10 protein-coding genes are annotated in these 13,125 nt (G+C 71.9%); all 10 read left to right on the forward strand.

Annotation, left to right across the window (positions count from 1 at the left end; translation table 11 throughout):
* Nucleotides 1-15: 15 nt before the first annotated feature.
* From CRP51_RS16155 to CRP51_RS16200, 10 genes are read left to right on the forward strand one after another with little or no spacing between them, the layout of a single operon-like run.
* A complete protein-coding gene (locus CRP51_RS16155; RefSeq protein WP_097231902.1) occupies nucleotides 16-2,028 on the forward strand; it encodes an ATP-binding protein in 2,013 nt (670 codons plus the stop codon).
* Nucleotides 2,019-2,405 (forward strand): hypothetical protein, encoded by a 387-nt coding sequence (locus CRP51_RS16160; protein ID WP_245880618.1) that lies wholly within the window; start codon nucleotides 2,019-2,021, stop codon nucleotides 2,403-2,405. Before CRP51_RS16155 ends, CRP51_RS16160 begins: the two co-directional genes overlap by 10 nt.
* Complete coding sequence (locus tag CRP51_RS16165) at nucleotides 2,402-8,644, forward strand: eCIS core domain-containing protein (RefSeq protein ID WP_097231903.1); 6,243 nt, start codon at nucleotides 2,402-2,404, stop codon at nucleotides 8,642-8,644. The genes CRP51_RS16160 and CRP51_RS16165 overlap by 4 nt, the downstream gene beginning before the upstream one ends.
* Nucleotides 8,641-9,420 (forward strand): hypothetical protein, encoded by a 780-nt coding sequence (locus tag CRP51_RS28520; RefSeq protein ID WP_141514616.1) that lies wholly within the window; start codon nucleotides 8,641-8,643, stop codon nucleotides 9,418-9,420. The genes CRP51_RS16165 and CRP51_RS28520 overlap by 4 nt, the downstream gene beginning before the upstream one ends.
* 45 nt (nucleotides 9,421-9,465) lie before the next feature.
* A complete protein-coding gene (locus tag CRP51_RS16175) occupies nucleotides 9,466-10,104 on the forward strand; it encodes a hypothetical protein (RefSeq protein ID WP_097231905.1) in 639 nt (212 codons plus the stop codon).
* On the forward strand, nucleotides 10,094-10,498 hold the full coding sequence (locus CRP51_RS16180) for a LysM peptidoglycan-binding domain-containing protein (protein ID WP_097231906.1): 405 nt from the start codon (nucleotides 10,094-10,096) through the stop codon (nucleotides 10,496-10,498). Before CRP51_RS16175 ends, CRP51_RS16180 begins: the two co-directional genes overlap by 11 nt.
* A complete protein-coding gene (locus tag CRP51_RS16185; RefSeq protein ID WP_097231907.1) occupies nucleotides 10,491-11,630 on the forward strand; it encodes a hypothetical protein in 1,140 nt (379 codons plus the stop codon). Before CRP51_RS16180 ends, CRP51_RS16185 begins: the two co-directional genes overlap by 8 nt.
* A gap of 55 nt (nucleotides 11,631-11,685) precedes the next feature.
* Entirely contained in the window at nucleotides 11,686-12,213 is a 528-nt protein-coding gene (locus tag CRP51_RS16190; RefSeq protein WP_097231908.1) for a phage baseplate assembly protein V, read from the forward strand.
* A gap of 35 nt (nucleotides 12,214-12,248) precedes the next feature.
* On the forward strand, nucleotides 12,249-12,626 hold the full coding sequence (locus CRP51_RS16195; protein WP_245880619.1) for a hypothetical protein: 378 nt from the start codon (nucleotides 12,249-12,251) through the stop codon (nucleotides 12,624-12,626).
* On the forward strand, nucleotides 12,623-13,009 hold the full coding sequence (locus CRP51_RS16200) for a GPW/gp25 family protein (protein WP_097231910.1): 387 nt from the start codon (nucleotides 12,623-12,625) through the stop codon (nucleotides 13,007-13,009). Before CRP51_RS16195 ends, CRP51_RS16200 begins: the two co-directional genes overlap by 4 nt.
* Nucleotides 13,010-13,125 lie beyond the last annotated feature (116 nt).

Consider the following 13,125-nt stretch of genomic DNA (forward strand, 5'->3'; position numbering starts at 1 on the left):
GAGGGGAGGGCAGCGATGAACGCAGCGCACGACGACGACCGGCACGGCGACCGGCGACAGCGGAGGCGGCGACGAGGGGAGCGCGAAGCGGACGACGGAACCGCGCTCGCCCACGCCCTGCGGACCGTCCTCGGCCGGCTCGACCGACTGGCCTCCGACGCCGGCGCCCCCGGGGTCGGGGCTCGCGCCGCCGAGCCGCTGGAGCACGCCCCGGCCACCCTGGACGCCCTGACCACCTGCTTCGGTCTCAGCGCCTTCGAGCGCGAGGTGCTCCTGCTCACCGCCGCGGCCGAACTCGACCCCGGCACGGCGAGCCGCTGCGCCGCGGCCGGCGGCGACCCCGACCGCCGCCACCCCACGTTCTCGCTCGCCCTGGCCGCACTGCCGGAACCGCACTGGAGCGCCCTCACCCCCGTCTCCCCGCTGCGCCGCTGGCAACTCGTCGCACTCGACGACCCCACCCGACTGACCACCTCCAGGCTGCGCATCGACGAGCGGATACTGCACTTCCTCGTCGGCTCGCCCTACCTGGACGCCCGGCTGCACGGCACCCTGCTCCGCGTCGCCGTGCCCCCGCGCCTGCCCGACTCCTACGGCCGCGCCGCCGACCGGGTGGCCGCCGGCTGGACGACGCGGCGCCCGGATGCCGGGGGCCGGGTGGAGCTGGTCGGCGGCGACGCGCGCGACCGGGCCGACATCGCCGCGACCGCGGCCGACCGCACGGGGCTCGCGCTCTACCGCATGGCGGCCTCCGACCTGCCGACCGACCCGGCCGAACGCGACAGGTTCTCCCGGCTCTGGCAGCGCGAGGCGATCCTGCTGCCCGCCGCCCTGCTGCTGGAGGCCGACGCGCGGGAACACCCGGAACAGGCATCGGCCGTCGACGCGTTCGTCGCGGGCGTCGGCGTTCCGCTGGTGGTCTCCGGCGAGGCGCCCCGCGGAACCGAGCGGCCCAGGGGCCGGCGGGTCACCGTTCCGCCGCTCGGCGAGGAGGAACAACTGACCCTCTGGCGGGCCGCGTTGGACGGGGTGCCCGGCGTGGACGACGCGGGGCTGGGCGCGGTGGTCGACCAGTTCCGGCTGCCGCCGCACGTCATCGAGGCGGCTGCCCACACGGTGCGCGCGGAGTTGCCCCGGGACGGTGGGGAAGAACCCGCCGGACATCCCCGACTTGCCGAACTGCTCTGGCGCGCCGGTCTGGCCGAGGCCAGATTCGGCCTCGACGAGCTGGGCCGGCGCGTCGAACCGGTCGCCGACTGGGACGATCTGGTGCTCCCCGAACGACAGTTCGCCATCCTGAGGGAGATCGTCGCGCACGTCAGACAGCGTTCGACGGTCTACCGCGAGTGGGGCTTCTCCCGGACGCTGCGCCGGGGGCTCGGCGTCACCGCCCTGTTCGCCGGGGGTTCGGGCACCGGCAAGACACTGGCCGCCGAGACTCTGGCCGGGGAGCTGGGACTCGACCTCTTCGTCATCGACCTGTCCCAGGTGGTCAGCAAGTACATCGGTGAGACCGAGAAGAACCTGCGCAGGGTCTTCGACGCGGCCGAACGGGGCGGCGCGCTGCTGCTCTTCGACGAGGCCGACGCGCTCTTCGGCAAGCGCAGCGAGGTCAGGGACAGCCACGACCGCTACGCCAACCTCGAGGTGAGCTATCTGCTGATGCGGATGGAGGCGTACCGGGGACTGGCCGTGCTGACCACCAACATGAAGAAGGCACTGGACCCGGCGTTCATGCGGCGCATCCGCTTCGTCGTCGACTTCCCGTTCCCCGCCGAGCCGGAACGCGCCGAGATCTGGCGCCGGGTGCTGCCGCCGCAGACCCCGACCAAGGGCGTCGACCCCGCCCTGCTCGCCCAACTCACCGTCGCCGGGGGCTCGATCCGCAACATCGCGCTCTCCGCCGCCTTCCTCGCCGCCGAGGAGGGCGACCGCCTCCAGATGCGTCATCTGCTGGCCGCCGCCCGCACCGAGTACCTGAAGCTCGAACGTGCCCTGACCCCCTCGGAGGTCAACGGATGGGTCTGAACGAGACGCCCCGCGACCTGCCGCGCCCGCCCGTCCCGGCGACCGACGCCGGAACGCCGCGGACGCCGCCGCCCGCCGCCCCGGCGCGGGACACGATCCGGCTGGAGATCGACGAACTCGTCCTGACCGGCTTCGACCGGAGACTGGACCGCGACCTGCTGTCGGCCGCGTTCCAGGGGGAGTTGACCCGCCTGCTGGACGAACGGGGCATCCCGACCGCCGTGGAGGACCTCTCGGCCGACGCACTCTCCGACCTGCCGCCGCTGCCCGCGACCAGCTCGCCGACGCGCCTCGGCCGGGCGCTGGCCCGCGCCGTGCACGACGGGCTGACGGGACTCTCCGCGCCCTCGCACGGGCCGGAACGGGGGCGCCCATGAGCGGCACGCGCGCCTCGGCGCCCGAGCCCCGCCGCGGCAGGTCCACCGAGCGCCGCGGACGACGCGACCGGAAGAACACCGACGGAGCCCGCGCCCCCGAGCCGAAGAACGTCGTCAGCGGCGCCGGGCAGCCCCTGGACCCGGGCGTGCGCCGGGAGTGGGAGGAGCGGCTTGGCCACGACCTGAGCCGGGTGCGGCTGCACACCGACCGCGAGGCGGGCACGCTCGCCGCGCTGCTGGGCGCCGACGCGGTGGCGGTCGGGCAGGACATCCTCTTCCGCGAGGGCGCCTATCTGCCGGGCACCGCCGAGGGCCGACGCCTGCTGGCCCACGAGGTGCTGCACACCGTTCAGAACCCGCACGGTCTGGGCACCCTGCGCGCCGGACGCGAGCTCGGCGCGGTGAGTCTCGCGCCGCAGCCCGTCGAACGCGAGGCCGAGTCCGCCGCCCGCCAGCTCACCGACGAGCGACACGCCCCGGCCCTGGGGGAGTCCGCCCCGGACGTCGCCACCGGCCGGGCCACCCCCGGCTGGCTGCGCTACGCCACCGTGGACGCGGACCGCGCCAGGACCGAACGACTCGACCCGGCGACGTTGGCGGACCGGCTGGCCAAGGGGGTGCTGCGCTCGCTGCGCGGCGATCCCGCCGACGCCTCCGGCCGGGTCAGGGAGCAGCTGGGCCGCATGGCGCCGGAGCTGCAGGACTCGGTCCTCGACCGGCTGGAGCCCCAGCTGACCGCCCACCAGCACGACCGGCTGCTCGACCTCGCCGAGGAGGCCGCCGGCACCGTCCCCCGGGACTTCAGGACCGCCGGCGCGCCCGAGGCCATCCCCGACGTGCTGGAGTTGCTGGACCGCGAGCGGCGGCGCTACGACCGCGCGCACCCCGTCGACGAACGGCGCCGGCGGCCAGGGAGGCCCCCGGCGGAGGAGGAACGCGCCGGGGAGGAGACCGACGAGGAGCGCGCTTCCGAGGAACGTGCGCCGGCGCCCACGCCCGCGCGCACCCCGGCGGCCGGCGCCTCGGGCGCGGACCGGCAGGCCCGGCAGAACCAGCGCGAGGCCGAGGCGTCCGGGGCCCGGGACGAGGAGGACCGCAACGACGCCCGGCAGGAGAAGGAGTCCCGCGCCGACCGGCGCACCAGGGACGAGCGCGCCGAGGACGAGCCGGCGCCGGAGCCCGAGGACCGGCAGCGGGACTCCGAGTCCGTCGCACAGCCCGAGGCCGTCGACGAGGACGCTGCCGACCCACCGCTCGCACGGGACCGCGACGCGTCCCACGACGAGCCGGACCCCGACGTCGAACCTTTGGGCCTCGACCCGAGCGCGGACGGCGCCACCGCGACCGAACAGGACGACGAGGACGCCGAACTCGACCCGGACAGCGCCTGGAACACGGAGCTCCGGCCGGACGACTTCCTGCCCGCCACCGACCTCGACGTCTCCGCCGTCCCCACCGCCGACGAACTGACCCCGGGCGCCAGCCCGGAAGACTCCACGCCGACGTTCCCCGCGCCGCCGCCCACCAGGGCCGAGCAGGTGCGGGAGGAACGCGAACGGGAGGCGGCGACCGACCCGGCCGCCGCCGCCGAGGCCCAGGACGAACCGCCGGCCGAGGCGAGCGCGGCGACCGCCGGCGACCCGCCGGAGGGCGCCGGCTCTGAGCCGGCCGCCGGGCAGTCGGTCGAGCAGGACGTCGGCCCCGCCCCGGAGACCGGCCCCGTCCCGGAGCCCGAACCCGCCGACGCCGCCGGGCCCGCCGGGGACCCGACCGTTCCCGACCCGGCGGACGCCGCGGAACCGGCGACCGCGCCCGTCGCGCGGGACCCGGAGCAGGACGCCGAGGACCCTGAGCCGGCCGTCGAACCCGCCGTCGCACCCGAGCCGGAACCCGAGGCCGAACGAGTTCCGGAGCGCGCCGACACCGCCGAGGCCCAGAGCCGCGCCCTCGGCGGGGCGGGCACCGCCCGCCTCGCCTCGCCCGCGCCCGCCCCCCGCACCGCGCCCCCCACTGAGGGCGCCGCCCCCTCGCCCACCGCGACCCCCGCCGCCGAACCCGGCGGGAGCGCCGACCCCGCGACGCCCGTCGAGGGCCGCCGCCCCGGCGCCGCCCGCGACGACGGCGAGGAGGCGCCGGCACCGGGCCCGACCCGGCGGACCAGCCGCGCCGCCAGCGCGCCCCCGGGCCCGGCGGCACCCCCCGCCTCCGGCGGCGGCAGGGGCACCCGGTCGACCGGCGCCAAGCGGCGAAAGAAGGAGCGGAGCGCCCCCCGGCTCGCCACGACCGACCCCGAGACCGGCCTCTCCACCGCCGCCGGGCTGCGTCCGCACGCCGCCCTCGAAGCGATGGACGGCGTGGGGCGGGCCGTCGGCAACAGCGTCGGCCAGGAGCGGCAAGCCCTCGCGGACGCCCCACCGAGCACCGAGCGCCCCGCCGGCTCCCCGGAGACCCGGCACGGAGCCCCGGACACCGAAGCGCCCGTCGACTACACCGGCGACGACGTCGCGACGACCGAGGACCCCCAGCGGGAGGACGCCGAGGTCGAGGGCAGCGAGGCGCCTGACCCGGACGGTGAACTCCCGGGCGAGGACATGGAGTTGTCCACCGGCCAGATGATCGGCGCCGGCCTCATAACCACCGGCGCGAAGGTGGTCAACTACCTCGGCAACCTGGTCGGTTACGAGGACGACATCATCGACACCGACGGTGTCCTGCAACACTTCCTCGACCTTCCCGACGCCGACGAGGCCCTGGCGCAGGCCGACCTCGGGACGGCGCCCGGAGTCGAACTCGCGGGTGAGACGGAGGGGTTGGCCGGCGACCAGGGCGCCAACCTCGACGAGCGGGGCGACCGGCTCCAGGCCGAGGGAGCCGAGGACTCCCAGCAGAACCTCGGCGAGGACCAGATCTACCCCGACGTTCCCCAGGAGACGCTCTCCGGCAGGGCCCCCTCCGCGCCGGGCGGCCCCGGGCCCCGGGGCGGAGGAAGCGGCCCGGCGGGGGGCGAGGTTCCGCCCGAGGCGCTCTCCGAGGTCGCCGAGCACGAGCGCGGACCGGAGATCAGGGCCGGTTTCGCCAAGGGGCAGACCGCCATGGCCACCGAGCGGGAGGCCAAGGAGACCGGCTTCCGCGAGTCGCAACAGCGCCACGAACGCGACGTCCAGACCGAGATCGAGACCAACAGCGCACGCCAGACCGCGGAACGCGAGGCCGCCAGGACCGAGGTCACCGCCTCCCGCGCCCGCTGGCGCGAGGAACAGGACGCCGAACTCGCCGCCACCCGGGGTCGGAAGAGCGAGCGGCACGAAGCGGTCCGCACCGAGGTCGCGGAACGCGAGGAGCAGACCGACCAGGAGGTCGAGGACGCCGAGACCGAGGAACGGGAGGCGATCGAGACCGAGGAGACGACCGCCAACGAGAAGCCCGCCAAGGAGAAGGAGCGGGCCGAACGGGAGTCCGGCAACTGGGTCGCCGACGCGGTCGACGCCATCGTCGACCTCTTCAACGAGATCAAGAACGCCATCCTGGAGGCGTTCCGCGCCGCCCGCGACGCCATCGTCTCCATCGTCGAGGGGTTCGTCGAGGCGGTCACCCGACTGATAGACGAGGCCCGCGAGTTCATCGTCGAGACGTTCCAGGCGTTCGTGGAGTTCATCGTCGAACTCGGCCGCACCCTCCTCGCCGCGATCCAGGAGATCGCCGCCAGCGTCAGGGACTTCGTCGTCGGCCTGGTCAACGCGGCGATCGCCCTGATCAACGAGCTGGCGTCGATGCTCAGGGACGCCGTCAACGCCCTGCTCGACGCGATCACCTCGGCGCTCAGCGGACTGCTCGACGCCCTCGCCCGAGGGCTGGAAGCCGCCGTCGCGTTGGTCAAGGGCGCCCTGAACGCGGTGATGGACTTCGCGAGGGGCCTGCTCCAGGGCCTGGGCGAGTGGATGGCCGTCGCCGTCGACATCATCTCCGACCCCGGCGGCTGGCTGGGCAACGCGGCGAGCGCCGCCCACACCGGCTCCCGCGACCACCTCTTCACGGAGACCCAGGCGGCGGTCAAGGAGTGGTTCAACCAGAAGATCCAGGAGGTTCTCGGCCTGGACCAGGAGACCTTCGAGCTCCTGCTCTCCGGCGGCATGTCCAGGGAGGAGATCGTCGCCGAGGCATGGGCCGCGATTCTTCCGCAACTTCCCCTGATCATCGGTGAGTTGGTCATCACCAAGGTCGTCGCCAAGCTGATCCCCGGCGCGGGCTGGGTGCTGGCCATCATCGACGCCATCCAGGCGGCGATCGGCGCGCTGGGCGAGATCCTGCGCGCGTTCGGCCTGGTCCTCGACTTCTTCAAGGCCGTCAAGGGCGGCAACGCCGCTCGCCCCTTCGCCAAGGCCGTCGCCGCCGGCATCGTCGCGCTGCTTGAGCTGATCTACCAGGCGTTGCTCAGCGGCATCGGCAAGTACGTGGGCCGGGTCGCCGACCGCCTCCGGGGCGTGGCGCGCGGTCTGCGCGACAAGTCGCCCGACCAGCCGGACAACGACGAACGCCGCGCCGCCGGCGCCGAGGTCAACGCCGCCAACCAGCAGTCCGACCAGGCCGACCGCCAGAACACCCGGCCCCCGCCCCCGCCGGCCGCCACCACGACGACGAGCGACCGTCGCGGCGAGGACGACCGCGACCGCGGGCGGGAGGACGATCCGGACCGGCGCGACGACGACCGGCGGGACGACGAGCGGCGCGCCGACCGCCCGCCCCGGAAGCCGAGGCCGCCGCAGCGGAAGCCCGCTCCGGCGACCCGCTCCCACCGGCGCGCCAAACAGACCACCAAGGCCGCTCTCGCCCGCAACCGTCGCGCGAAGCGCGCCCTGGGCCGTGACAACCGCGGGAGCAGGACGGCCAAGGACCTCGACAAACGCGCCACACGCACCCGCGACGCCTACCGCGACCGCCGCGACCAGCTGAGGCGACAGCGGCGCGGTCGCGAAGAGCAGCGGCGGCGTCGGAGGGACGAGCGCGAGAGGCGGGAGAACTCGACACAGTCGAAGGCGGACCGGCTGAGAAAAATCATCGCGAGAATCAAGCCATCGATCCTCAGCCTGCTGAACAAGGGAGTGGGCGAGCGCCCGTTGCGCGTGGTGCTGGACGGACTGAGGCGGCTGCACCGCTTAACCACGCTGTCGATGGCAGGTGCGGACGACTTCAGTATTGTCGCTCACCTCAATCCCGAAGGCCTTGTGACTCGCGGGGAGTTCGAGACCCTGCCGCTCGGTGGTGAGCATAAAGTCGTCAAGGATATCCAGTCGCGGCTCGGGAATCATTTCACAGAATTCGGCGAGCTGCGGGATATTATGGCGGATGCCGAAAAAATAATGAGGGAAGTGCTCGGTGAGCACAAGCTCGACCTTTCAGTGACTTCACAAGGGTTGGGGAGTCGCGGCGGGCAGGACACGAGGGTCGCAAAGTCTGCGGCGAAGGTCAGTGTGAGGGATCGTGACAACACTTGGAGGCTGGGATGGGATCAGAGTACGGCGAAACTCCGTAACACTCCGCAGGCCAGTTTTCCGCAGACCGTCATCCTGTATCTGGACCACCCCACGGGTGGCGGTGTTTCCAACCGTGTCGCAGTAGGGCAGTTCGTCTCGGACATGAGCGACTCTGAAATGGGGGAGAAGGGGGTGCAGCAGGAATACATCTGGCAGGGGCAGCGGTTCGTGAAAGATGCTATCGGTAACTTCGTGCCGCGATTCGTGGAGAGAAACTTGAATAGCTTTGACAAGCCGAAAACGCCCACGGTGGGACAGGGTGGGAAGCTGTCGGGTGGTGTGGGGATTCTCCCGTCGGCTTGGGCGGAAGGAGGTAAGGGTAAGGGCAGAGGGAAAGGGAAGGGTAAGAAGTCGTCTCGGGAGGCCACGATAAAAGAGCATGTCGAGGGGGCGCCCGAGAACAGAAGTACGGGACGCAAAAACTCGCCCTTCATATCCACGACGGCGGTTCCGGCGAGTGGCCTCACGAACGCGGAAGGAGAGGCGCTTGGTGGTGAGGACGGGTGGGCGAAGATCGACCTCATTCACGTTGAGGCGTCCAGGATATTTGACCTCAGGAGAGTGGAAGGGCAACGAAAATGGGGTCTTGCCAACCCGACGGGGGACAAGGCGCGGCAGGGCTTGCAGGATGTCATGCGGACGCAGGAGATCCTGATCCAAGGTGAGATTCCCGCTGCCGCGATTGTCGAAGTGAGGTACGGGAGATGAGGACACCCTTCGACTCTTACTACTGGAAGGAGGCCGAGGTCGGTGATGAACGCCTCTGGGAAGCGCGTTACAGGTTGGCTTGGGGGCAGGAAGGCGAAGATGACTTCGTCACGCTACTTCGGAGTGGCGATCCCGTCGCTCTTGGTGTCGCATTCGATCATTACGACCGTGCTGAATCCATGAGGCGTTTCGGTGGGCGAAATCCCTACGAGGTGCACGAGGGTGAAATTTTAGAGAGAGCAAGAACCGTACTTGCGGGTTCGCCCTGCTCAAGTAGTGAGACGGGTGCGAGTGAAGACGCCGCGAATCATGCGAGTGCGCTGCTTGTGATGACCTATCTGGCGGATCTTCGAAGCCGCGATGACGTGCTCTTGGTCTCTGCTGTGCTTCGCCGTGCGCTGACCCCCAATCTCATCGAGTCGGCCACGCGGGCTGCGTTTTCTCTGATCGTTGACGAGGCTCCCTTCAGACAGGAGATCCTTGACGCGTTCGCGGAGGTTCTTCTGGACGAAACGCGAAGCGAAGAACAGCGGATGCCAGCCATACGTGCACTCGAGCAGGCCGAGGGGACGGATGTCGGCGCGGTGTTGGCGCGTGTGATGAAGGCCGGACACGGGAAGATCTCGATGGAGGCAGCACTTTCTCTTGCGAATTGGCATCTCGCCGCTCACCGCAGTGACCTTGAGCAGTATGTTGCTTCCTGGCCGGCTGATGCGGAATATCCGAAAGCCGATTTTCTCGCAGCTCTGCATGAAGCGGTGGACGGCGATGGGTGACATCCCGTTCTTGTTGGCCTTCCTGTCGCTCGAAGTTGGTGACTCATGACCCGATACGGCAACATCCCCCAACCCGTCCGGTCCGCCATCGTCATCGTGGATCCCGAGCGTGGCACCCCGCGGCGGGTCATCGTGTTGCAGTTCAACCCGGAGACCCTGGAGCGGTCGCTGGCGCCGCAGGCCGCCGGGGAGGGCGGTGAGGGGGAGGGGGACCGGAACGAGGCGCTGCGGTTGAAGGGGCCCGCCGAGGAGACATGGACGTTCACCGCCGAGATCGACTCCACGGACCAGCTCGAGGTGCCGACGCCGGACGGGATCCATCCGCAGTTGGCCGCGCTGGAGATGCTGGTGCATCCGACGACCGCCCAGTTACGGGCCGCGATCCGGGAGAGCAGGAAGGGGACCATCGAGATCACCCCGATCGAGATGCCGCTCACGCTCTTCAGTTGGGGGAGCAAACGGGTGCTGCCGGTGCGGCTGACCGAACTGGGCATCAGCGAGTCGCACTTCGACGTCAACCTCAACCCGATGCGGGCCTCGCTCAACATCGGACTCAAGGTGCTCTCCGTCAGCGATCTGCCGGTCGAGCACCGCGGGTCCGAGCTCTATCTGGCGCATCTGGCGCAGAAGGAACGGCTGGCGGGGCTGGCCGTTCGCGGGGGAGGGGTGGGCCATGTCCGTTGATCCGTCCGCGCGGGCGCTGGACTCGCTGCCGGGGGCGCATCCCTACCCGCCGTCGAGCCGCCACCACGACGCCGAGATCGGGACCCATGTCCGGCCCGACGGCACCGAGGTCCGTTACACCAAGAGGAGGCTGCTCCCCCCACTGGCCACGGACACTGACACGGACAGGGGCACGGACGCGGACGGCGGGGCGACCGAGGCGCACACCGTCGGGGCGGGGGAGCGGCTCGACCATCTCGGGCAGCGCTACTTCGGCGCCGCCGACCAGTGGTGGCGCATCGCCGACGCCAACCCGGCGCTGGACCCCCGGGAGTTGACGGCCGAGCCGGGCCGGGAGATCGAGATCCCGGTGCCGGGCGCCTTCCCGCACACCCCGGGGAGCGGCCGTGCCTGACGAGCCGATCGGGCGGGGGCCCGTCCATCTGACCCTGCACATGGGGCCGAGGCTGGTGCGCCCGGTGCCGGGCGAGGTGGCCGAGGCGCTGCTGTCCGCGCAGATCACCACGACCGCGGGCGAACGCAGCGGCTTCCAGTTGGCGTTCGACCTGTCGAAGAACGGCGCGCTCTCCCGGCGGTTGCTGCCCGAGGGGTTCTTCGACCCGAAGACCCGGGTGGTCGTCACCGCCTCCGTGAAGGGGACGCCCCGGGTGCTGCTGGACGGGTTGATCGTCCGTCAGGAGGTCGGTTCCAGCAACCGTCCTGGCCAGTCGACGCTCACGCTCACCGGCGAGGACCTGACGCTGCTGATGGACCTGGAGGAGCGCACCGACCGCTTCCCCAACCTCGCGCCCTCGCAGCGGGTCTCACGCATCCTGGCGCAGTACGCGGAGTACGGCATCGCGTCCGACGTCTACCGCGAGCACATCCCCCAGCCACCCCGGCAGGAGCTGCGGGTGGACTACCAGACCGGTACCGACCTCCAGTATGTGACCGAGCTGGCCCAGGCCAACGGCTTTACCTTCTATCTGGATCCGGGGCCGGCCCCGGGGCGTTCGACGGCCTACTGGGGGCCGGAGAAGCGACTGGGCCAGCGGCAGCACGCGTTGAACGTCAACATGGACGCCAACTCGACAGTTGACCAGTTGACCTTCGCCTACGACGGCACGGCGCGCGAGGAGCCGCAGGCCCGGGTGCAGGACCCGGCGACGCGGCGCTCCCGGCTGCTGGCGCAGCCGGACATCGACCCGCTGCGCCCCCCGCTGGGGCGTCGCGCCAGCCCGGCGTTGCGGCGCAACCGGCTGACCGGCACCGCGAAGAAGGACGTGGCGCAGGCGGAGGCCGAGGCACTGGCGCGGGCGGCGGTCTCCGCCGACGTGATCTCCGGCTCCGGCAGCCTCGACGTCCACCGGCACGGCTATCTGCTGCGCCCGCGTGAACTGGTCGGGGTCCGGGGGGCGGGTGCCACGTACGACGGCGACTACTACGTCAAGTCCGTCACCCACAACCTCGCCCCCGGCTCGTTCCGGCAGAACTTCACCCTGTCCCGCGAGGGGCTGATCGCGCGCGGCGACACCGTGCGGCCGTGAGGAACGACAAGGCGACCAGACCGCACGACCGACGAGACCACGGGAGCGACCTGGCATGGCGGCAGCATCGAACAACCGCTTTCTCGGCAAGTTCCGCGGCCGGGTGGTGGACAACGCCGACCCGCTCGGCATCGGCCGGATCACCGCCGAGGTGCCGGACGTGCTGGGGAACGTGCCGTCCACCTGGGCCTTGCCCTGCCTGCCGTTCACCGGCCGGGAGGCGGGCCAGTTCGTGGTGCCCGAGGTGGACGCCGGGGTGTGGGTGGAGTTCGAACAGGGCGACCCCAGCTTCCCGGTGTGGACCGGATGCTGGTACGGGCACCGGGACGAGCTGCCGCCGGAGGCGCGCGCCGAGCAGCCGGGCGGACGGCCGGTGGTGGTGCGCACGGCCGGCGGCCACCGGCTGCTGATGTCGGACGTGCCGGGCGGCGAGGGGATCACGCTCCAGGCGCCGGGTGGGGCGTATGTCCGGATCGATGAACGAGGCGTGGTCATCAGCAACAACGCGGGCGCCTCCATCCGGCTGGTCGGCGACCGGGTGGAGATCAACGAGGGGCAGCTCACCGTGCCGGGGAACCGATAGGCCGTGTTCGACCGGCCAGGCGAAGGGGAGAAGTCGTGACGTATCAGTCGAGCACGGGGAGGCGGGCGAACGCGGCCCGTGAGGTGCTCAGTTCGGCGAGCACGGTGCGCTGCCCGCACGGCGGCCGGGTGCTGCCCGGCCCCGAGCGGCCGCACGCGGTGCGGGTGGCCGGCGCGGCGGTGCTCACCGTCGCGGAGACCCTGGCCGTCAGCGGCTGCCCGTGGACGGTGAACGGGGTGCCGCGTCCCTGCCGCACGGTGCGCTGGGCCGACCCGGGACCGGGGGGCGTGCGGGTCGGCGGGGCGGCCGTGGTGCTCGCCGGCGCCGCCGGCCAGTGCTACGGCGCGGACCTGGCGCCGCAGGGCCCGCCCACCGTGGTGCCCGGCGGACGGCGGGGGGCGGAGTGCCGATGAGCGCCGCCAGGGGTCCCCGGCACGACGTCGCCTTCCCGTTCCGCGTCGACCGGCGGGGGCGCACCGCGCACGCCGGGCACGACGCCCATGTCCGCGATCTGGTCGAACAGTTGCTCTTCACCAGCCCAGGCGAGCGGGTGATGCGGCCCGACTTCGGCTGCGGCCTGCTGGACCTGGTGTTCGCGCCCAACAGCCCCGAACTGGCCGCCACCGTCGAGCTGTCGACGCAGGCGTCGCTCCAACGCTGGCTGGGCGACCTGATGGAGGTGGTGGCGCTGGACGTGGAGAGCGAGGAGAACGTGATCCGGGTCCGGCTGGGTTACGTGGTGCGTTCCACCGGCAGCCGGCGCGACGAGGTCTTCGAGGGGAGGGGGGCGGCATGAGTTTCCTGAGTCAACCCCTATGCCGCCAGGGGCTCCTCGGCGGCAGTGTTGATCTTGTTGTTGGCTTGGTGGGTGGCGGGGTCGTAGCAGGTACCGTCGCGCCAGCAGGCCCACAT

The sequence above is a fragment of the Streptomyces zhaozhouensis genome (assembly GCF_900230195.1).
Taxonomy (GTDB): Bacteria; Actinomycetota; Actinomycetes; order Streptomycetales; family Streptomycetaceae; genus Streptomyces; species Streptomyces zhaozhouensis.